This window comes from Treponema succinifaciens DSM 2489 (assembly GCF_000195275.1).
Lineage (GTDB): Bacteria > Spirochaetota > Spirochaetia > Treponematales > Treponemataceae > Treponema_D > Treponema_D succinifaciens.
Genome location: NC_015385.1, coordinates 20,503 through 40,467 on the forward strand (window position 1 = coordinate 20,503; position 19,965 = coordinate 40,467).

At 37.1% G+C, this 19,965-nt stretch carries 18 protein-coding genes and 1 tRNA gene; 13 read left to right on the plus strand and 6 right to left on the minus strand.

Annotated elements, in window-relative coordinates; translation table 11 throughout:
- Window positions 1-66: 66 nt before the first annotated feature.
- From TRESU_RS13920 to TRESU_RS00120, 4 genes are all read right to left on the minus strand, one after another.
- Window positions 67-1,962, minus strand: coding sequence for a methyl-accepting chemotaxis protein (locus tag TRESU_RS13920; RefSeq protein ID WP_013700301.1), 1,896 nt, complete (start codon window positions 1,960-1,962; stop codon window positions 67-69).
- Window positions 1,963-2,065: 103 nt separating this feature from the next.
- Window positions 2,066-4,270, minus strand: a complete 2,205-nt coding sequence (locus TRESU_RS00110) for a TIGR03545 family protein (RefSeq protein ID WP_013700302.1) — start codon at window positions 4,268-4,270, stop codon at window positions 2,066-2,068.
- A complete protein-coding gene (locus tag TRESU_RS00115; protein WP_013700303.1) occupies window positions 4,267-4,788 on the minus strand; it encodes a TIGR03546 family protein in 522 nt (173 codons plus the stop codon). Before TRESU_RS00115 ends, TRESU_RS00110 begins: the two co-directional genes overlap by 4 nt.
- A gap of 55 nt (window positions 4,789-4,843) precedes the next feature.
- Window positions 4,844-4,916, minus strand: a tRNA-Ala gene (locus TRESU_RS00120).
- Between the two features lie 107 nt (window positions 4,917-5,023).
- On the opposite strand from TRESU_RS00120, the gene TRESU_RS00125 reads away from it, so the two are divergent.
- From TRESU_RS00125 to proC, 7 genes are all read left to right on the plus strand, one after another.
- Window positions 5,024-5,959, plus strand: coding sequence for an ABC transporter substrate-binding protein (locus TRESU_RS00125; protein WP_013700304.1), 936 nt, complete (start codon window positions 5,024-5,026; stop codon window positions 5,957-5,959).
- A gap of 244 nt (window positions 5,960-6,203) precedes the next feature.
- The gene (locus tag TRESU_RS00130) at window positions 6,204-7,415 is read left to right on the plus strand and encodes an ATP-binding cassette domain-containing protein (RefSeq protein WP_148228220.1); all 1,212 of its coding nucleotides are present in this window, start codon (window positions 6,204-6,206) and stop codon (window positions 7,413-7,415) included.
- A 40-nt stretch (window positions 7,416-7,455) separates the two neighbouring features.
- Entirely contained in the window at window positions 7,456-8,928 is a 1,473-nt protein-coding gene (locus TRESU_RS00135) for an NAD(P)H-hydrate epimerase (protein WP_013700306.1), read from the plus strand.
- A gap of 21 nt (window positions 8,929-8,949) precedes the next feature.
- Window positions 8,950-9,318, plus strand: a complete 369-nt coding sequence (locus TRESU_RS00140; RefSeq protein ID WP_013700307.1) for a CidA/LrgA family protein — start codon at window positions 8,950-8,952, stop codon at window positions 9,316-9,318.
- Between the two features lie 2 nt (window positions 9,319-9,320).
- The gene (locus tag TRESU_RS00145) at window positions 9,321-10,016 is read left to right on the plus strand and encodes an LrgB family protein (RefSeq protein WP_013700308.1); all 696 of its coding nucleotides are present in this window, start codon (window positions 9,321-9,323) and stop codon (window positions 10,014-10,016) included.
- A 132-nt stretch (window positions 10,017-10,148) separates the two neighbouring features.
- Window positions 10,149-10,982, plus strand: a complete 834-nt coding sequence (gene proB / locus TRESU_RS00150) for a glutamate 5-kinase (protein WP_013700309.1) — start codon at window positions 10,149-10,151, stop codon at window positions 10,980-10,982.
- Window positions 10,979-11,758, plus strand: coding sequence for a pyrroline-5-carboxylate reductase (gene proC / locus TRESU_RS00155; protein ID WP_013700310.1), 780 nt, complete (start codon window positions 10,979-10,981; stop codon window positions 11,756-11,758). The genes proB and proC overlap by 4 nt, the downstream gene beginning before the upstream one ends.
- Window positions 11,759-11,760: 2 nt before the next feature.
- Here the strand turns inward: proC and TRESU_RS13925 are convergent, their stop codons facing one another.
- Both TRESU_RS13925 and TRESU_RS00165 read right to left on the minus strand, forming a co-directional pair.
- The gene (locus TRESU_RS13925) at window positions 11,761-12,582 is read right to left on the minus strand and encodes a GNAT family N-acetyltransferase (RefSeq protein ID WP_013700311.1); all 822 of its coding nucleotides are present in this window, start codon (window positions 12,580-12,582) and stop codon (window positions 11,761-11,763) included.
- Between the two features lie 2 nt (window positions 12,583-12,584).
- Complete coding sequence (locus tag TRESU_RS00165; protein WP_052299468.1) at window positions 12,585-13,967, minus strand: MATE family efflux transporter; 1,383 nt, start codon at window positions 13,965-13,967, stop codon at window positions 12,585-12,587.
- Between the two features lie 55 nt (window positions 13,968-14,022).
- Between TRESU_RS00165 and TRESU_RS00170 the strand changes: the two genes are divergently transcribed.
- From TRESU_RS00170 to pdxT, 6 genes are all read left to right on the plus strand, one after another.
- Window positions 14,023-15,489, plus strand: a complete 1,467-nt coding sequence (locus tag TRESU_RS00170) for an OmpA family protein (RefSeq protein ID WP_013700313.1) — start codon at window positions 14,023-14,025, stop codon at window positions 15,487-15,489.
- Between the two features lie 5 nt (window positions 15,490-15,494).
- Window positions 15,495-15,965 (plus strand): low molecular weight protein-tyrosine-phosphatase, encoded by a 471-nt coding sequence (locus tag TRESU_RS00175; RefSeq protein WP_013700314.1) that lies wholly within the window; start codon window positions 15,495-15,497, stop codon window positions 15,963-15,965.
- Window positions 15,966-16,052: 87 nt separating this feature from the next.
- Window positions 16,053-16,970, plus strand: coding sequence for a LysR family transcriptional regulator (locus tag TRESU_RS00180; RefSeq protein ID WP_013700315.1), 918 nt, complete (start codon window positions 16,053-16,055; stop codon window positions 16,968-16,970).
- Between the two features lie 108 nt (window positions 16,971-17,078).
- Window positions 17,079-18,359, plus strand: coding sequence for an O-acetylhomoserine aminocarboxypropyltransferase/cysteine synthase family protein (locus TRESU_RS00185; RefSeq protein ID WP_013700316.1), 1,281 nt, complete (start codon window positions 17,079-17,081; stop codon window positions 18,357-18,359).
- Window positions 18,360-18,523: 164 nt separating this feature from the next.
- Complete coding sequence (gene pdxS, locus TRESU_RS00190; RefSeq protein WP_013700317.1) at window positions 18,524-19,402, plus strand: pyridoxal 5'-phosphate synthase lyase subunit PdxS; 879 nt, start codon at window positions 18,524-18,526, stop codon at window positions 19,400-19,402.
- Window positions 19,399-19,956 (plus strand): pyridoxal 5'-phosphate synthase glutaminase subunit PdxT, encoded by a 558-nt coding sequence (gene pdxT, locus TRESU_RS00195; protein WP_013700318.1) that lies wholly within the window; start codon window positions 19,399-19,401, stop codon window positions 19,954-19,956. The genes pdxS and pdxT overlap by 4 nt, the downstream gene beginning before the upstream one ends.
- Window positions 19,957-19,965 lie beyond the last annotated feature (9 nt).

The window sequence follows — 19,965 nt, forward strand, 5'->3', positions numbered from 1 at the left end:
TTTTGTAAAAAATGAAAAGCCCATGAGAATTGTCTCATGGGCTTTTTTGTACTGACAGAATTTGTGTTAGAACTTAAAACTGCTCATTTCGCCGCTAAGTTTTTCAACGCCTTCTGTATTCTTTGAAACGTGGTCTTTTGCAGTTGAAATTGTGTTGTTTATATTGTTAAGACTCTGGTTGATGTTATCCATTTTTTCATTTGTTTCAAGAGTTGCCTTGTTCAAGTTTTCCATTTCAATTACAATCTGTTCTCCACCGTGAAGCATTTCGCTTGCTCCGTCTTTTACGGCGTTTGTTGAGTCAGTAATAAGCCCGATTCCTTCAAGAATCTGCTTGTTTCCTTCTGTCTGCTCTGTCATTGCGTTGGAGATAACTGTTTCCTCGTGCTTTACTTTTTGTGAAAGCTGATAGATTACATTGAACTGTTTTAGAACATTTTCTGTATTGTCTGCAACTGCGGCAATTGATTCAGAAAGAGACTTGAGATCTTTTTCAATTGACTTAGACTGAGTGTCTGTCTGTTCCGCAAGTTTTCTTATTTCTTCGGCAACAACGGCAAATCCTTTTCCTGCGTCTCCTGCGTGGGCAGCTTCAATTGTGGCGTTCATTGAAAGGAGGCTTGTCTGGCTTGCAATATCCTGAATGATTTTGCTGGCGTCAAGAAGAAGTGTTGACTTTGAAAGAACATCTTTTGACAAATCTGAAGCTTCCTGAACTTTTTTCATTCCGCTATCTGCGGCGGCTTCAAGATCCTGCGTTGTCTGGTTGTTCTTTTTAAGAATGTTTGTTACGCCATCAACGTTTGCAACCATCTCTTCGATTGCGGCGGAGGACTGTGTGATTGCTGAAGTCTGATTTTCAATTTCGTTATTCAAATGGCGGATGTGCTGAATAATTTCATTTGCAGTTGCGTTCGCTTCTTCTACACCGGCAACTTGGTTTGTCATTTCTGTTTTTACAGAATTTGCAGTATCTTTCGCATCCAGAAGTTCGGTTACGGAATTGTCAATGTTTTCCGCAAGTTCTTTTGAAACTGTCAGCGTTGAAGAGACATTTGTGTTTATTTCAGAAAAAATTTCTTTTACGGCTTTAAATGCTCTGTTCAAGTTGTTTGTAAGAAGTCCAAATTCATTTCTTGTAATAACTGGAATCGGCTGCATTTGATAATTTTTGTGCGCAAGAGAATAAATGACTTCGTTTACAGCGTCAAGATTTTTTGCAATATCTTTTGTGTTTGTAACAGTTGTAATCGCAATTGCTATAAGTGAAAGAACTTCAATAGGAATAAGAACCGAAAGAAATTCCATGAACTTGTCTTGCTCCATAAGCTTAGGAACAGACATTGAGCCGTTCAAAAGAAGGAATGAACCGATTAAATTCAAAGTTGTCATTAAAATAAGACGCTCTTTGTTTGAAGATGTCATATTTGTCTTGTCAAAAGGAAGATAATGCATTTTTCTTTCAAGGAAAGAATTGTACATTGTATAGAAAGCAATGCTGTAAAGGCAGATTAATCCAAGGTAAATCAGCGTTAAAGAAAGATATGATTCCTGATTTTCAAATGCTGAAAAACTAAGTCCGCGCGCACTGATAGAATTTGCGATTGTAGAAGGAACAAATATAGAAAGAAAAATGTTGTAGCCAACGATTATTTTTCTTGATAAGGAAATATAATTATTGCAGGATTTTTTTGATTGCTCAGTTCCGTCATAAGATCTTAATTTTTTTTCAATAATATTTGTATAAGCAATTGGAAGTATAATAGCTAAAAGATGGCTGAAAATGCAAAATGGATAAGTTAAAGCAATAAAAACTTCGTGGGATGTGAGAATACCAGTCATAATCATGTAGATTGGACCGATTATAAAAGGCACGGTAGAAACGCAGAGAAGACATATCAGCGTTGCCGGGCTGCTGTCCTCTGGAATAACGGTTTTTTGAACAGAATCTTCAGAACTCATGTTGTTTTTCCTCCTATTTTGAAAAACTGTAAAGTTCTCACCCCCTCCCTATTTATATAGTTTTTCGGCTAGGAAGTCAATATATTCTGTTTTTTTTGTTTTATTAGTTCTTATTTAAAAATCCCTTTAAAGAACTTGCTCCTTTTTCAAGTGCGTTGTTAATTTTTTCGTTTTCTGGAATTGAAATTCCTGCGTCTTTTAAAGCTTTTTCTGCTGTGGCTTTTGTTTTGTCTTCAAGCTGCTTTTGAAGTTCGGCTTTCTTTTTTTCAAGAAGCGAATTCAACTTGTCCATATTTACGCTTTGGCGGTTTATTCCGTTTTCAATGTTCACGAACTCTGAAATTTTTTCTGTTACTCCGCCAGTTTTTTCGTTCAGCTTTGCGGCAATTTCTTTTTTGGCTTCTGAAACAAGATTTGAAATTTCTGCGTCTGCGGTTTTCTTTAATGCTTTTATGAATTTTTTATCAAGGTCGGAATCAACTGAAATGCTGAATTTCTTTTCGCCGTTGAAAATTGCAGTTGCTTCCATATCAAGATCTTTTATGTTTGAAAGCGCGGTTTTGTAAAGATTGTATGCGAATTTCGGCTCAAAACTTTCAGAAGAAAATGAAATGTTTTCCAAGTTGAATTTTGCCTTGAGTGTTATGCTTCCGTCATCGCCCATCGTTCCTTTTGCAGTTACATCAGTGCTTGAATTCAGTCCAAGATATGGCGTTGAAAATTTGATTGGGAAATTGTCGCCTGAATAATCTGCGCTGACCAAAGGATTTTTTGTTTCCGTTCTTGTGTCTACAATTACATTCGCCTTGTGAGTCTGCTTTTTTGTGGAATAGCTTCCGTTGAGTAAAGCAGGAGAACCACGTTTGTCCATGTCGTTTGTGATGTCAGTTCCTTTTGCGTCAAGATTCAGTCCGCTGAAACTTATTTTTTCGATTAAGAATTTTGGAATTCTGTCCTGCTTCCAGTAAACGTCAGTTCCTTTTGCTCTTGCAATTGTCTGCTTTTTTTCTTTCTTTTCTTTTTTAGGTTTTTCTGATTTTGAAGAAGATGCTTTTGCCTGAAGAGCGTAATCTGCGGCTTGCTTTATATATGGATAATAATCGCCTGCCATTGAATAGAAAACGCTGTCCAATGTGTTGCCCAAAATCTTTTTTCCGTCTGAAATTTTAAACGAAGTGATTTTTGAAAGCTGCTTGTTTACAAGAGCATTGTCCGAAGCGATTGCGTCTTTTACTTGTGAAGAAAGCGCGTTTATTTTTTTTGAATCAGATTTTACATCATTTGCTGTTGACTGAATATTTTTTGTAAGCGATTTGCTTTTTTCAATTGCGCTGGTTACATTTTCAATTGCCAGTTTTAGCTTTGCAACATCATCAATGTTTCCCCAGTTTGTATCAAGAACTGAACGGACGCTTTGGTCAAGGTCTTTTACTTGCGATTCAAGTTCTTCCGGCTTGTTTTTCCATTTTGAAACAAGAGCTTCTGCTTCAGCCTGAACTTGCTTTGCGGTTTCTGGAGATTTTAAATTTCCTTCAAGCTCATTTATTATGTTCTGCGGATTATATTCTGCAAAAATTTCTTGTATTGAATTTTTTGCGGCGTTAAGAGCTTCGTTCTTTTTTTCTGCAAAATCAAATGAATTTTCAGACTTTTGTTTTTGCTCTTTCTGCTTTTTTTCTTTTTTAGGAAGCTCGCCGGAAGTTTTTCTTTCTGTGTTTACTGCGAATCCTGAAAGCTCAATGTTTTCAGCGTCGAATTTTCCGCGCAAGGCTTGTGTCAAATTAAATTTGATTTCAATTTTATCAGCCTGAAACAAATTTTTCATCGGCGAATTTTTGTTTGCCTGCTGAAGATTTTTTATAGTTATGCTTGCTCCAAGAAACTCAACGTTTACAGAAGAAAGTTCCGTTTTTGCGCCAAAGGCAGATTGCATTGCGCCGGTTATAGCTTTTTTTGCGATTACATTTTTAAATGAAATAAAAAGAAGAACTGCGGCTGCGATTATTCCGATTGTTGCGGCAAAAGGAATAAGTTTAAATGAAGCTTTTTGTCTTTTAATTTCTTTTGCAATCGCCTTGAATTTTTTAAGCTGCCGTTTTGAAATTTGCTTGTCGCGCGGAACAAAAAGATTTCCCTGTTTTTTTGGATGCGGCTCAAAAATTGATTTTATAAGCTCAAGGTCGGCAGGGATAAAAATTTTTTTGTAAATTTTATTTTCAATTTTTTTTGGCGAATAAGTTTTCTTAAATATTCCCGGAAGTTTTCTTGCTGAAACAAGTTTTTCTTTTTTGACTTTGTTTTTTTTCATAAAGCATTGTCCTTTGTAATAAGGCTTGTGATTTTTTCAGCAAATGGAAGCTTTGCGATGGCTTTTGCAATTGGAGTGCGTGCAAAAAGTGAAGAAACATATTTGCGCCAAAGTTTTACAAATGCGATTCCAAATATAAAACATGGAATATAAATAATAAGAGAAAATATAAAAGAGCCCATTACAATTGTGTTGTTGAATTTTGTAAATCCTACAAACGGAATGTCAATCAGCATGGAAAAAGTTTTTGTCAACGGCGCATAGTTCAAGATGTAAAATCCGATTGAATCGAATTTTGAATCCAAGAGCCAGGCAAACTGGGAAGCCACAATCATTGCGACAAAATAAAGTCCTTTGTTTATTCGCACAAAGCAGAAAAAGATAAAAATTAAAAACCACAGCGCATTGTTTTTTGGAATGAATCCAAGCATGATTCCAAGGCAGAGCGCATTAGCAAGTTCCGATGGTTTTGAATTTGAATTGAGTGCTTTAAAGAATTTTATGATTTTTTTAAGCATTTCCTCTCCTAGATTGAAAAGTTTTGTAAATCCTGAAAGAGTTGCTGTTCAGAGATGGAGTATATCGGACTCGAACCGACCACCTATTGATTGCGAACCAATCGCTCTACCAGATGAGCTAATACCCCGAATACAGAAAATCTGTTTGTTTTTATATATTATCTAAGTTTATATTTTGTTTCAAGTGGAAATTTTTATCTTCTATAAAATTTAAAAAAACACTAAAATGCCTTGTATGAAAAAATTTTCTTGTTTATTTTTTAGTCTGTTTGTTTGTTTTGCATTTTGTTTTCCGCAGAAAATCGGAGTGTTAAAAGGACCAAGCGGAATTCCTTCTGCATATTTAATGGAAAATTTTTCTGACAATGCGGAATATGAAGTTTTTTCAGGCGCGAATTTTCTTTTGCCAAAACTTATAAAAGGCGAAGTTGAAATTGGATTTCTTCCGCCGAATGTTGCTGCGAAAGTTTACAACGTAAATAAAGGCGCGGTTTTGATGGCTGCTGTCTGCGGAAACGGAATGGTAAGTCTTGTAACAAAAGATTCTTCCATTAAGAGGCTCAAAGATTTAAAAGGAAAAGAAATTTTTGTTGCGGGCCAGGGAGCGACTCCAGATTTTATGTTCCGCTATATTTTAAAACAAAACAAAATAAAATTTGACGGAACAAAAAACAGCGTCCGGCTTTCTTATTCAGTTCCGAATGCTGAGATTGCGCCTTCTTTAATTTTGGGAAAAATTCAGTATGCGGTTGTTCCCGAGCCGTTTGCAACTGTTGCCTGTGAAAAAGATAAAAATATTTTCAGGGCAGTTGATTTTCAGAAGGAATTTTTTGCGCTTTCTGAAATTGAAAATTTTCCTATGACGCTTATTGCCGTGAATGCGAATTTTGCAAAATCAAATCCTGAAAAAGTAAAAAAGTTTCTTGAAGAATATAAAAAAGCTTCAGAGTGGACTTTAAAAAATCCAAAGGAAGCAGGTCCGCTTGTAGAAAAATTTCAGCTTGGATTAAATGCGCGAATTGTAGAAAAAGCAATTCCAAAATGCGCCTTTGTTTTTGAAACAGGAAATACTGCAAGAAACGAAATTGAAAAACTGCTTTCTGTGTTTATGGAATTTGAGCCTGCTTCTGTTGGCGGAAAACTTCCAGACGGCGGATTTTATTTTGAATAAAAAAAAGATTTTTGTTTTTTCTATTGCATTTTTTTTCTTGCTTTGGAAATTTTTTTCACTGGTGATAGATTCTCCTTTGGTTCTTCCTTCTCCCGAATCTGTCGCCGCGGATTTTTTTTCTCTTGCTGTGGAAAAAAATTTTCTTAAATCTTTAGCTTTTACTTTTTTTAGAGTTTTCTGCGCATTTTTTATTTCGTCTTTTCTAGGAATTTTATTTGGTTTTTTATGCACTAAATTTTCTGTTTTGAAATTTTTTTTTGAACTTCCTCTTACGTTTATCCGCTCGGTTCCGCTTGTTTCTGTAATTTTGATTGTTCTTTTTTGGCTTGGCTCTGATTCTGTACCGGTTTTTGCCGCGGTGCTTTTGTCTTTTCCTGTTATGTTTACATCGGCTTTTTCGGGATTTTCATTTGAAGACAAAAAAATGGAAAACGTCTGCACGATTTTTAAAATTACAGAAATGCAGAAATTTTTATTTTTGAAAATTCCTTATGCTAAAGAATTTTTAAAGGACGCAATGGAAAATTCCTGCGGAATGATTTGGAAAGCTGTTGCCGCCGCGGAAGTTCTTTCTGTTCCAAAATTTGCGCTTGGAAGCCAGCTTCAGAATTTTCAGGTTGTTCTTGAAATTTCAAAAGTTTTTGCTGTTACAATTTTTATTGTTTTGCTCGGTTTTTTAAGTGAAAAAATTCTTTTGATTTTCTTTTTTGCCTTAAAAAAATTTTACAAGAATTTTATAAATTTTTATTTTCAGTCTGATTTTTTTAAACTGCCTCATCTTTCTTTAGAAAAAGAATTTTTTGTGGAGTTAAAAAATTTTTGCATTGAGCATGATGGAAAATTTATTTTTAAAAATTATTCAGAAAACTTTGACCAGAAAAAAATAACTTCAATTGTCTCGCCAAGCGGAAGCGGAAAAACAACGTTGCTTGATTTTGTGTCTGAAAATTTTTCTTCTGTTTCTTATTCAATGCAAACTCCAAATTTATTTTTGAATCTTAGTGTTTTTCAAAATGTGCAACTTCCGCTTTTAAATATTTTTGGAAGAAAAAAATCATTTGAAATAACGCAGAATATTTTAAATAATTTTGGGTTGAATGGAAAAGAAAAATCTTGTGTGGAAAAAATTTCCGGCGGAGAAAGGCAGCGTGTTTCTCTTGCGCGCGCGGTTGCTTTTCCAAGTGGAATTCTTTTGCTTGATGAATCGTTTCAGTTTTTGGATTTTTCAGTAAAAAAGAAATGCATTGAATTTATTTTGGAGCGACAAAAAGAAAATCCTCAGACTGTAATTTTTGCTGCAAACGAAATAAAAGAAGCAGTTTTGTTTTCAGATAAAATAATTTTTTATTCTTCATGTCCAATGCTTCCTTTAAAAACTTTTTTAGTTTCTGCGGAAGACAAAAAAAATCCGGCTGCACTTGAAAAAGAAATTCTTGCGTTGCTTTTTAGTTTGTAAAAATATTCCTTTTATTTTTTTTGAATGATATAATTTTGATATGCAGAATATTTTTTTTGATACCAGAATTCTTGATAAAAAATCACGCGAAAAATTTTATTTAACAGAAGAGCTTATGATGGAAAATGCGGCGCAGGAACTTGAGTCTTGCGTTATGCCTCACGTTTTCCATGAAAGTTCGCGGTACATAAACCGCCCTTGTGTTTTGATTCTTGCAGGACGCGGAAACAACGGAGCTGACGGTTATGTTCTTGCACGAAGGCTTTCTTGCCATGATTTTTGTGTGGCGGTTTGCTGCATTGGAGAGCCTTCTTCAGAAATTGCAAAAGTTCAAAAAAAACGCGCTGAACTTCTTGGAGTTTCTTTTATTTCGCCTTATGACTTGGATTCTTTTGTAGAAGAAAAAAGTTTCGATATTAGCGTTGTTGTTGACTGTGTTTATGACAGTGGATTTCACTTGCCTTTGGATGCAGAGTCAGAAGCTGTTATACAGAGTGCAAATAAAATAGAAGCCTTTAAAGTTTCGTGCGATGTTCCAAGCGGACTTGATTCAGATGGAAATGGAAAAATTGTTTTTCGTGCTGATGAAACTGTTGCAATGGGAGCATTGAAACTTAGCCTGTTCAGCGACAAGGCAAAAGATTTCTGCGGAAAAGTAAAAGTCTGTAATCTTGGAATAAGCAGGAACAATTTTGAATTCCTTGAAACACCTGATGCTTTTCTGCTTGAAAAAGAAGAAATGAAACTTCCGTTTAGAAAAATGCAAAATGTCCACAAAGGAACATTTGGGCACGTTGCGCTTGCCGCTGGCGAAAAAACGGGAGCTGCAAAAATTGCTGCGAATTCCGCGTTTGCTTTTGGAGCTGGCTTGGTTACTCTTGTGGGGATTGAAGATTCAGGCTTTATGAATATTATGGCTTCCTTGGAGCTTCCTGAAAACACAACGGCTCTTGTGCTTGGATGCGGATTCGGAAGAAAAAATCCTAGCTTCCAAAAATATTTTGATTTTTTTAAAGAAAACAAAAATATTCCATGCGTTCTTGACGCTGACATTTTTTATTACAAGGAAATTTTAAATCTTTTGACAGAGCGAGGAAATTTTGTTTTGACTCCGCATCCAAAAGAATTTTCTGCTCTACTTGAAAATTGCGGTTTTGGAAAATTTTCAGTTCAGGAAATTGTTGAAAAAAGAATTGAGCTTATAAAGCTTTTCTGCGGAAAATTCAAGGATTCAGTTCTTGTTTTAAAAGGCGCAGTTGTTTTAATTGGAACGTGGTCAAAGAATGAAGGACGCGTAAAAATTTATCTAAATCCTTATGGGAATAATTCACTTGCAAAAGGCGGAACTGGAGATATTCTTTCAGGACTTATTGCTTCTCTTCTTGCACAGGGATATGATTGTGTGAATGCGGCTGTAACAGCATCCTTGGCACATAGCTTTGCTTCGGAAAAAGTGAAGAACAACTTTGCACTTACACCGCAGCTTTTAATTGAAAAAATTTCAGAGCTTTAACTAACTTTTTTAGAGGTAAAAATGAAATACGCGTTTCAGTTTGCACTTATAATTTCTATTTCTTTTATCGGGGAAATTCTCAACATGCTTATTCCCCTGCCCGTTCCTGCAAGCATTTATGGACTTGTTATTTTGTTCTTTTGCCTGGAGCTGAAAATTATAAAGCTTCATCAGGTAAAGGAAGCCGGAGATTTTCTTCTTGTCATGATGCCCGTGATGTTTGTTCCTTCTAGTGTTGGATTTATGACGGCGTTTCCTGTTATGAAAAAATACGGCTTATGTTTTTTGGTGATTGCCGTGGTTACCACTTTTTGCGTCATGGTAATTACAGGTCATATCGTTCAGCTTATAATCCGCGCAAAGAATAAAAAGACTTCAAAGGAAAACTAGCGATGAAAGATTTTTTTATGAACTCCATTTATTTCGGGATATTTTTGACTTTGATTTCCTACGCGCTCGGAATTGTAATCAGCAAGAAGACAAAATTCTTTCTGTTCAGCCCTTTGATTGTTTCGATTGTTCTTTGCATTGCTTTTCTTGTAGCCGCAAAAATTCCCTATGAATCTTATGCTGCCGGTGCGAATTTTATAGCCTGCCTTCTTACTCCTGCGACAGTCTGCCTTGCGATTCCCTTGTACGAGCAAGTTGAAAAACTCAAGGAAAACTGGCTTGCTGTTCTGTGCGGAATTTTATGCGGCGTTGTAGTCAATTTAGTTCTGATTTTTCTTTTCTGCCTTCTATTCAAAATGGAGCACACGGAATATGTTTCGCTTTTAGGCAAGTCGCTTACAACTGCGATTGCGCTTGGAATAACAGAAGAGTTGAACGGAATAATTCCTGTAATTGTCGTGATGGTTGTTCTTACTGGAAACCTCGGAAACCTTTTTGCCGTTCAGGTCTGCAAGATTTTCAGGATAACTGAGCCTGTTGCCAAGGGAGTTGCGATAGGAACTGCTTCCCATGCTCTTGGAACTTCCAAGGCAATTGAAATTGGCGAAGTTGAAGGAGCCATGAGCGGTCTTTCAATCGGAATCGCTGGAATCCTCACGGTAATTCTTGCTCCGGTCTTTGCAGGTCTTATTCCTTAAGGAATTTTTCCCTTCTTTTATAAAATTCCATGATGTGATATAAATTTTGTAAGATTGAATATTGAATTTGTTTTACAAATATCGCATTTCAGTTTTTTTTGTATTTTTTTAACCAAATTTTAAGGAAGTTTTATGACACCGCAGGAAGTTATAGACAAGGCTAGGAAAATAGTAATAAAAATCGGAAGCAACACGCTTGCAAAGAATGACGGAACAATCAATGTGGACTTTATGGAGTCTTTTGCCTCGGAATGTGCGGCTTTAATTTCAAGGGGAAAGCAAGTCATTGTTGTTTCTTCAGGAGCGCAGGTTGCAGGACTTTCCACGATAAGCGGCTGGGCGCATAAGGGCGACATTCACTACAGGCAGGCTTTGTGCGCGATTGGTCAGGTTGAGCTTATGGACAAATGGCGCGAATCGTTCGGCAAACAGAATCTTCATGCGGCTCAGCTTCTTCTTACAAAAGAGGACTTCATGGATTCCCACCGCACTTTGAATATAAGGAACACTTTGTTCACGCTTGTTGACGAGGGTGTTGTTCCGGTTATAAATGAAAATGACTCTGTTGCGACTGATGAATTTTGCATCGGAGACAACGACAATCTTAGCGCGCTTACTGCTGTTCTTTGGAGCGCGGACTTGCTGATTCTTTTCAGCGACATCGACGGAATCTATACGGACAATCCTAAGACAAATGAAAATGCCGTTCTTGTTGAAACTGTTGAAAATATCAATGAGCTAAAAAATCAGATTACAATCAACGGAAAAAGCTCTTTTGGAACCGGCGGCATTTCTACAAAAATTGAGGCGGCAAAAAAGACGACGGCTTCTGGAATTCCACTCATACTTGCAAATGGAAAAAAAGAAAAGGCTTTGGAAAAACTTTGCAGCGGGGAATTGAAGGCTACTGTTTTTACGGCTGATGAAAACGCTTTGTTTAATGCGATAATGGGAGGCAGCAAATGAAAATCGGATTCATTGGAATGGGAAACATGGCGAAGGCGATTGCGTCTGGTTTTATAGCTTCAAGGAAAATCCAGAAAGAAAATATTTTTGCCTTTGCTCCGAATCAGGAAAAGCTTAAAAAAAATGCCGGTGAAATTGGATTTATTCCGTGCGAAAGTATTTTGTCCTTGGCTGATTCATGCGATGTTTTTATAATGTCGTGCAAGCCTTACCAGATAGAAGGCGTTCTTTCTGAAATACAGGGCAGGCTTTTTGGAAAAGTTTTGGTTTCTGTTGCGGCGGGTTGGAGCTACGAAAAGTTCCATGGAATTCTTGGGGACGATGTGCGTGTTCAGTGCATAATGCCGAATACTCCTGCGATGGTTGGAGAAGGCGTGATGCTTTTTGAAAAGGAAAATTCTTTAAATGCAGGTGAGCTTAAGGAAATAAAAGACTTGTTTTCTTCGCTTGGAATTATAGAAGAGCTTCCTGCAAGCCTTATGGGAATTGGAGGCGCAATAAGCGGATGCGGTCCGGCGTTTATGGATTTGATAATTGAATCCTATGCAGATGCCGCTGTTAAATACGGAATCTCAAGGCAGACGGCTTATAAAATTGTTTCACAGACAATGCTTGGCAGCGCGAAGCTTCAGCTAAAAACAGAAGCTCACCCTGGAATTTTAAAAGATGCGGTTTGTTCTCCGGGCGGAACTACAATCTGTGGCGTGGATTCTCTTGAAAAAAACGGTCTGCGTGGAATTTGCATTTCTAGCATTGACGCTATAATGAAAAAATAAATTTATTTGTAGTAAAGCATTTCGTATTTTGCAAACGCTGAAAAGCCGGCTTTCTTGTATGCGCAGATTGCCGGTTTGTTTTTTTTGTTTACGAATAAGACTGATTTTTTATTTTCAGTTTGAAATTCTTCAGCAAGTTTTTTTACAAGGCAAGAAGCTAAGCCTTTTGAGCGGAATTCTTTTTTTGTAAAGACTCCACCAATCTGAATAAAGTTTTTTGAAATTGCGTTTGTCTGGGCTTTTGCGCAAAATGAGTTTTTTTGTTTGACTGCAAGAACTTTCTGTGTGCGGAGAATTTTCTCAAGCTTAAGCCTTTCTAGCGCAAGATTTATTTTTTTCCATTCAGGTAGAACTTCTTCCTGTGTATAATAAATATGCAACGGAAAAAGTTTTTCGGCATCTTGCAAGGAGCATTCTGCAATTTCCAGATTTTGCGCTGAAATATTTTTGGTTTTTGTGTATTCCATGAAAAGCATTTCTCTTGTGTCATTAGGCTGAATTTTTTTCAGCTTGAAAATTAGCTTTTTGATTTTTTCCGCTTCGTTTTTTTCTCCCATTATGCAGGAAATTCTCTTTTTGGAAAAAAAGTTGCAAAGTTCTTTTTCAGTTTCTTTTGTGAGCCTTGGAATAAAACTTGTAAGAATTCCGCCTTCTGAAAAATTAAAAACACCTAGGATTTCAGTTTCAAAAATTATATAAAGCTCTTTGCTTTTTTGCATTGCCATTTGCATAAGCTGGCTGCAAATTTTTTCGTGCGGCAAAAGAAAATTTTCTGCCTTGAGAAAAAACTCTCTGTTTTTTGCGGCTTGGATAATCTTTGGCATTTTCAGTTTGTAATGTCCTTGAGCCATTTTCCAGATTTAAGACGCAAAAGTCCTGCGAAAGTTTTAAGGAATCCTTCTGACAGCAAGCACAAGTAAATGATGTTTGGTGGCAGATGAAAAATAAAAGCGGCAATGTATCCTGCGGGAATTGCAATGAACCACATCCAGAAAATATCATGGAACGCGGCATATTTTGTGTCTCCTCCGGCGCGGCAGAATCCTACAATAAAAAACATACAGAACGCGTTGAACGGATAAAAGCAAATCAGTTCCGTGAGCATTTTTTTTGCCTGCAAGAGAATTGAAGAGTCTACATTAAAAATGTACGGAAGCATTGATGAAAGCGGATAAAGGAAAAGTCCGATTAAAGCTGCGCAAGATGGAAGAAACCAGGCGAATCTGTAAGTGTAAAGTTTTGCTTCTTCAAAATTCCCGGCTCCGATTTTTTTGCCAAGGATTATTCCGGCTGCGTTTCCCGTTCCTATAAAGAAAACCCAAGTTAGCTGAGAAATTGTTCCGGTTATATTGAATGCGGCGATTGCGTCTGTTCCCGTATGCGCGAAAATTGAATTCTGAAATGTTATACCCATTCCCCAGGCGGTTTCGTTCAGCAATACTGGCAATGCGACTGAAATATATTTTAAAACAAATTTCTTGCTGAAAGAAAAATAGTTTTTTAAAGATCCTAGAATTTCAAATTTTTTCAAAGAAGAATATATCAAAAGTACAGAAGTTCCGGCTGCCCGTGAAATTACAGTTCCGATTGCGGCTCCGGCGACTCCCATTGGCGCGATTGTGAAAAATTCAGTTTTTAATCCGAATATAAAAATGTAATTGAAAACTGCATTCAGGATAATTGAAATTGTTGTGCATATCATCGGAAGATACGCATGGTTTGTGCTTTTAAATGCGAATTCAAACGGAAAACTTATTGCAAGAAAAATATAGCTTATTGCAACATATCTTAAATATTTTGCGCCATACAAAATTACAACCGGATCTTTTGAATAAAGGCTGATTAAAAATTCCGGAATAAACAAAGCCGCTATTGTAAAAACAATGGAAACAAAAATTGAAAATCCGAGCATTATTCCGAGCGTTTTTTGAATTCCTTTTATGTCGTTTTTTCCCCAGAACTGCGAAATAAAAATTGCGCCGCCTGAAGATGTTCCAAAAAGAATCATGTTCAGTATAAAGTAAATTTGATTTCCAAGTCCTACTGATGCGATTTCTGCGGCTCCAAGCTGCCCAACCATGATTGTGTCCAGCATATTTACAAAAACTTGCATTAAGTTTTGAAGAGTGATTGGAAGCGCAAGTGAAAAAAGTGTTTTATAAAATCCAGGAAGATGTGTTCTTATTAAAGCTGCATTTTTTTCTGACATAAATTCTATTCTATAAAAAATAAAAGATTGTGTCATTACTGCCGATAATTTAAACATGAAGAAAATTTTTTTGTCAGCAATATTTTTTTTGTTTTTTCAGAATGTTTTTTGCCAGAATGTGCTTTTAAAATACAATGGAAGCGGAAGCTATGTTTATATTGAGCGCACCGATGTAAGACGCTACGACAATGGAAAATATACAGGACTGGTTAGCCGGGAAGTCCGCTCTTTTATTGCTCCGACTTCTGTTCCTTCCGGCGGAAAAATTTCAGACAGATATTATGACGGAAGTTTTTTTATAGACGAAGCCACAAAGCGAAATTCACGAGAAGTGAATCTTGGCATAAATGGTGCTGTTCCTTCAAGCTTTAAAATTTCTTCGGATGGAATTCTGACAATGCTTGTTGACAACGGCTATCCGTCTTTTAGAAGTTTTCCGGCTTTTACAAATCAGCGCATAAGCATTGGAGACAAATGGCAGGCAAAAGCTGAGCGAGTTGTTGATCCGCTTAACAAAGGAATTTTTACAAAGCTTCCGATTTTAGTTGAATACACTTATCTTAAGGATGAACTTTTTCACGGAGAGGAAGTTTATGTTTTTAGCGCGCAATGGGCAACTCGCTATGGAATTTCCTACTGGGATTTTGCAGGCGACAAGGATTTAAAATCAGCGCAAGGAAGCCACAAGGCGACAATGTATGTGAGCAAAAAAAGCGGGAATGCTCTTGTTGTCCGCGATATGGTTGACGAAACTTTTATTTACAATGACGGCAACATCTATTCGTTTAAAGGCTCGATTTCAATGTTCACGGAATATCCGCCGGCTTACGACAAAAACAAGCTTATTCCGGCGTTGCAGCGTGTAGCTTCTGTTTCGGAAAAAGAGATTAAAGAAATTCTTGAAAAACCTGTTAATGAAAGCAGCTGGATTGAAAGTGAAAAAAAATCTAGCGGTTCAATTGAAAAAAATGATTTTGAATCTGGCGCGAATTCAAGAAGAAATAATTCTTATGCTGAAAAGAAAATTGCAAAAAATGAAAATCAAACTTATGGAGCAAAAAATCATCCTCAGAAAAAAAAGGATTCTGCGGATGAGATTCAGTCGAAAATTTCAGCAGGAAAAAATTCTTCTTCAAATTCAAAGTCAGAAAAAAAAGTCATTGTGGAAAACACTGCGGCAGGAATCCGTCTTACAATGCAGAATTTGAATTTTAAGCCGGACAGCTCGGAACTTTTGCCTGGAGAAAACGAGCGGCTGGATCAAATTGCGCAGGTTCTAAAAGAAGTTCCCGATCAGATGTTCCTTGTGGAAGGACATACGGCAAGCGTTGGCTATGAAAAGGGCGAAATGAAGCTTTCTGTTGAGCGCGCAAATTCTGTTGCAAACGCTTTGATTCAAAGAGGAATTCCGCGTGAAAAATTTATCTGCAAAGGCTCGGGCGGAACAAAACCGATTGCGGACAATTCAACACCGGAAGGAAAAGCTAAAAACCGCCGTGTAGAAATTACGATTTTGGAATAGAAGCTATGATAAAAATCCTTTTTGTTTGCCACGGAAATATCTGCCGTTCTCCAATGGCTGAATTTATAATGAAATTTCTTGTAAAAAAAGCCGGGCTTGAAAACAATTTTTTAATTGAATCAAAAGCTACAAGCACGGAAGAAATTGGAAATCCGCCGCATCCTGGAACTTTGAAAAAACTTGCGCAGCAGGGAATTCCGGTTTTTCCGCATAAAGCTGTTCAAATGAAAAAGTCTGATGCTGAAAAATACGACTTTATAATTGGAATGGACAGTTTTAACTTAAAAAATATTCAGCGTATTTTGGGAAGCAGTTTTAATAAAAATATTTTTCTTTTGCTTGATTTTACTTTGCGTCCCGGAAATATTGCCGATCCTTGGTATACAGGAAATTTTGATGCAACTTTTAACGATATTTGGGAAGGATGCAGTTGTTTTTTACAGAAGTTAACTAACGGAAGTTTGAAAACTGAATGAAAATCCGCCTTAAAACTATCGTTAGTTAATTAAAATAACAATAGTCATTTTTTGTATCAATTTTAAAATTTATATTAGGATATTTTTATGACATTGCAACAGCTTCATTACATTATAGGCGTTTCAGAATCTGGCTCTTTTAACAAGGCGGCGGAAAATCTTTATGTTTCACAGCCTTCGCTTACATCAGCGATAAAAGAAGTTGAAAAGGAATTCAACATTTCAATTTTCAACCGTTCAAGCAAGGGAATTTCTTTGACGCAAGACGGAAAGGAATTCATTCAGTACGCCCGTCAGATTTATGCGCAGTATGAAAATCTTTTGGAAAAATTCGGGGAAGGATTTCAGCGCAAGAAAAAATTCAGCGTGTCATGCCAGCATTATTCTTTTGCCACAAAATCTTTTGTTGAGCTTGTAAAAAAATTCGGAACTTCAGAATATGAGTTTTCAATTTTTGAAACAAAGACTCTTGACGTGATCGAAAATGTTGCGACCCAAAAAAGTGAAATTGGAATTCTTTATATGAGCGATTTCAACAGAAAGGCGATCAAGAAAATTTTAAATGCAAATGATCTTGTTTTTGAAAAGCTTATTGACTGCAAGGCTTACGTTTATCTTTGGAAAAATCATCCGCTAGCAAAAAAAACTTCAATTTCTCTTGAAGAGCTAAAAGATTATCCGTGCCTTTCTTTTGATCAGGGTGGAAACAGTTCGTTTTATTTTGCAGAGGAAATTCTCACAGAAAATGAATATCCAAAAACAATCAAGACAAGCGACCGAGCTACAAATTTAAATCTCATGGTTGGTTTGAACGGATACACTCTTTGCTCAGGAATAATTTGCGAAGAACTGAATGGCTCTAATTTTGTTGCGGTTCCTTTTAAATCTGACAAGGAAAATCCGAACAGCGTAATGGAAATCGGATATATTCTAAAGAAAAATATAATTCTTTCAAAGACAGGCGAAGAATATATTGAACAGTTGAAGTCTTATTTGAAGGCGTAAGTTGTTATAAAAAAAATCTATATCTCCGCATAAAAATTTAATATTATTCATTCCTTTTTAAATTTGCTATTCTTTCCTCAGAAAATAAAACTTTGCCTGGAGGAAAATATGAGTTACAAATTCGAAACGCTTCAACTTCACGTAGGACAGGAAAACGCTGACCCGGCTACAGATTCAAGGGCTGTTCCAATTTATCAGACAACGAGCTATGTATTTCATAATTCACAGCATGCGGCGGATCGCTTTGGTTTAAAGGATGCTGGAAATATTTACGGACGCTTGACGAATTCAACACAAGATGTTCTTGAAAAAAGAATTGCGGCTCTTGAAGGCGGAGTTGCTTCTCTTGCAGTTTCTTCCGGTGCGACTTCTATAACTTATGCAATTCAGGCTTTGGCAAAACAAGGCGAGCATATTGTTGCGCAAAAAACAATTTACGGTGGAAGCTACAATTTGCTTGCCCATACTTTGCCGCTTTATGGAATAACAACAACTTTTGTTGACGCGCACAATCTTTCTGAGCTTGAAGATGCGATTCAGCCTAACACAAAAGCTGTTTATATTGAAACTTTGGGAAATCCGAATTCTGACATTCCAGACATTGACGCTATTGCAGAAATTGCGCACAAGCACGGACTTCCGCTGGTTATTGACAATACTTTTGGAACTCCGTATTTGATTCGTCCGATTGAACATGGCGCGGACATTGTTGTGCATTCAGCGACAAAATTTATAGGCGGACATGGAACAACTCTCGGCGGAATTATAGTTGACTCTGGAAATTTTGACTGGGATAAATCCGGCCGCTATCCTTGGATTTCAGAGCCTAACCCAAGCTACCATGGAGTTTCATTTGCCAAGGCTGCTGGAAAAGCCGCATTTGCAACTTATATCCGCGCGATTCTGCTGCGTGATACAGGAGCTGCGATTTCTCCGTTCAATGCTTTTCTTCTTCTTCAAGGTGTGGAAACTTTGTCGCTTAGAATTGAACGTCATGTTGAAAACACAAAGAAAGTTGTTGGGTATTTGAAAAATAATCCGCTTGTTGAAAAAGTGAATCATCCTTCGTTGCCGGAACATCCTGACCATGCGCTTTATGAAAAATATTTTCCGAACGGCGGTGCAAGTATTTTTACTTTTAATATCAAGGGCGGAAAAGAAGAGGCATGGAAATTTATTGACAGCCTGAAGATTTTCAGTTTGCTTGCAAATGTTGCGGATGTAAAATCGCTTGTTATTCATCCGGCTTCAACAACCCATAGTCAGCTTTCTGATGCGGAGCTTGCAGAGCAAGGAATTGCCCAGAACACAATCCGCCTTTCTATTGGAACTGAACATATCGATGATATAATTGCCGACTTGGAAAATGGATTCAATGCATTAAAATAATTTTCTTTAACTAAGCTTTCCCCGGTTTTCTTTTATAGATTTCCGGGGATTTTTTTGCGGAAAATAAAATTTAACTGGTATTATCAAAATTTAATAAAACTGAATATTTATATCATACCAGATTTTTGTTAGTTTCTTTACAAATAAATAAAGCGAGGAAAAATATGGAATCAGGAAAACAGTATGAATTGAATAAAAATCTTGCCCAGATGCTTAAAGGCAGCGTGATTATGGACGTTACAACTCCAGAGCAGGCAAAAATTGCGGAAGAAGCGGGAGCTTGCGCAGTAATGGCTCTTGAGAGGATTCCGGCGGACATAAGAGCTGCTGGCGGCGTTTCCAGAATGAGCGATCCAAAAATGATAAAAGGAATTCAGGAAGCGGTTTCAATTCCTGTAATGGCAAAGTGCCGCATCGGGCATTTTGTGGAAGCACAGATTTTGGAAGCAATTGAAATTGACTATATAGATGAAAGTGAAGTTCTTTCTCCAGCTGATGATGTTTATCATATCAACAAAAAGAATTTTAAAGTTCCGTTTGTATGCGGTGCAAAAGATTTGGGCGAAGCATTAAGAAGAATCAGCGAAGGCGCATCAATGATTAGAACAAAAGGTGAGCCGGGAACTGGAGATATAATTCAGGCTGTCCGCCACATGAGAAAAATGAATTCTGAAATTTCAAGAATTGTTTCTATGCGTGAAGACGAGCTTTATGAAGAGGCGAAAACCCTTCAGGTTTCCTACGAGCTTGTAAAGTTTGTGCATGAAAACAAAAGGCTCCCTGTTGTTAATTTTGCAGCGGGTGGCGTTGCGACTCCTGCTGATGCGGCTCTTATGATGCAGCTTGGCGCGGAAGGAGTTTTTGTAGGTTCTGGAATTTTCAAGTCAGGAAATCCAAAGAAAAGAGCGGCTTCAATTGTAAAGGCTGTTACAAATTTCAATGACGCAAAGCTTATTGCCCAGCTTTCAGAAGATTTGGGTGAAGCTATGGTTGGAATCAATGAAAGTGAAATCGCCATTCTTATGGCAGAGCGCGGAAAATGAGAGCGGCAGTTCTTGCGCTTCAAGGCGCGTTTTTAGAGCATGAAAAAATTCTTGAGTCTTTGGGCGTGCCTTGTTTTGAGCTTAGAAAAAAATCAGACTTGGAAAAAGACTTTGATGCTCTTATTCTTCCGGGCGGAGAAAGCACTGTTCAAGGAAAGCTTTTGCATGAACTTGAAATGTTCGAGCCGTTAAAGCAGATCATTGAATCCGGGGCAAAAGTTCTTGCAACTTGTGCAGGTCTTATTCTTCTTGCTGAAAAAATTGAAAATGATTCGCGTGTGCATTTTGGAACAATGCCGGTTTGCGTAAAAAGAAATGCTTACGGCCGCCAGCTTGGAAGTTTTTTTACAGAAGAGACATTCGGAAATCTTGGAAAAATTCCAATGACTTTTATCCGTGCGCCTTATATTGAAAGTGCCCGGGAAGATGTTGAAGTTCTTTCAAAAGTTGACGGAAAAATTGTTGCCGCAAAGTTCAAAAATCAAACTGCGCTTAGTTTTCATCCGGAACTTAACAACGATGCAAGGCTTTACGAGTGGTGGATTAAAAGTTGAACGAAATTT

Bases quoted from the DNA above. Each gene is read 5' to 3' on its own strand.
- TRESU_RS00125 (WP_013700304.1), top strand. From the start codon at position 5,024: ATGAAAAAATTTTCTTGTTTATTTTTTAGTCTGTTTGTTTGTTTTGCA.
- proC (WP_013700310.1), top strand. From the start codon at position 10,979: ATGAAAATCGGATTCATTGGAATGGGAAACATGGCGAAGGCGATTGCG.
- TRESU_RS13925 (WP_013700311.1), bottom strand. From the start codon at position 12,582: ATGCCAAAGATTATCCAAGCCGCAAAAAACAGAGAGTTTTTTCTCAAG.
- TRESU_RS00180 (WP_013700315.1), top strand. From the start codon at position 16,053: ATGACATTGCAACAGCTTCATTACATTATAGGCGTTTCAGAATCTGGC.
- TRESU_RS00110 (WP_013700302.1), bottom strand. From the start codon at position 4,270: ATGAAAAAAAACAAAGTCAAAAAAGAAAAACTTGTTTCAGCAAGAAAA.
- pdxT (WP_013700318.1), top strand. From the start codon at position 19,399: ATGAGAGCGGCAGTTCTTGCGCTTCAAGGCGCGTTTTTAGAGCATGAA.
- pdxS (WP_013700317.1), top strand. From the start codon at position 18,524: ATGGAATCAGGAAAACAGTATGAATTGAATAAAAATCTTGCCCAGATG.
- TRESU_RS00185 (WP_013700316.1), top strand. From the start codon at position 17,079: ATGAGTTACAAATTCGAAACGCTTCAACTTCACGTAGGACAGGAAAAC.
- proB (WP_013700309.1), top strand. From the start codon at position 10,149: ATGACACCGCAGGAAGTTATAGACAAGGCTAGGAAAATAGTAATAAAA.
- TRESU_RS13920 (WP_013700301.1), bottom strand. From the start codon at position 1,962: ATGAGTTCTGAAGATTCTGTTCAAAAAACCGTTATTCCAGAGGACAGC.
- TRESU_RS00175 (WP_013700314.1), top strand. From the start codon at position 15,495: ATGATAAAAATCCTTTTTGTTTGCCACGGAAATATCTGCCGTTCTCCA.
- TRESU_RS00170 (WP_013700313.1), top strand. From the start codon at position 14,023: ATGAAGAAAATTTTTTTGTCAGCAATATTTTTTTTGTTTTTTCAGAAT.
- TRESU_RS00115 (WP_013700303.1), bottom strand. From the start codon at position 4,788: ATGCTTAAAAAAATCATAAAATTCTTTAAAGCACTCAATTCAAATTCA.
- TRESU_RS00140 (WP_013700307.1), top strand. From the start codon at position 8,950: ATGAAATACGCGTTTCAGTTTGCACTTATAATTTCTATTTCTTTTATC.
- TRESU_RS00145 (WP_013700308.1), top strand. From the start codon at position 9,321: ATGAAAGATTTTTTTATGAACTCCATTTATTTCGGGATATTTTTGACT.
- TRESU_RS00165 (WP_052299468.1), bottom strand. From the start codon at position 13,967: ATGTCAGAAAAAAATGCAGCTTTAATAAGAACACATCTTCCTGGATTT.
- TRESU_RS00135 (WP_013700306.1), top strand. From the start codon at position 7,456: ATGCAGAATATTTTTTTTGATACCAGAATTCTTGATAAAAAATCACGC.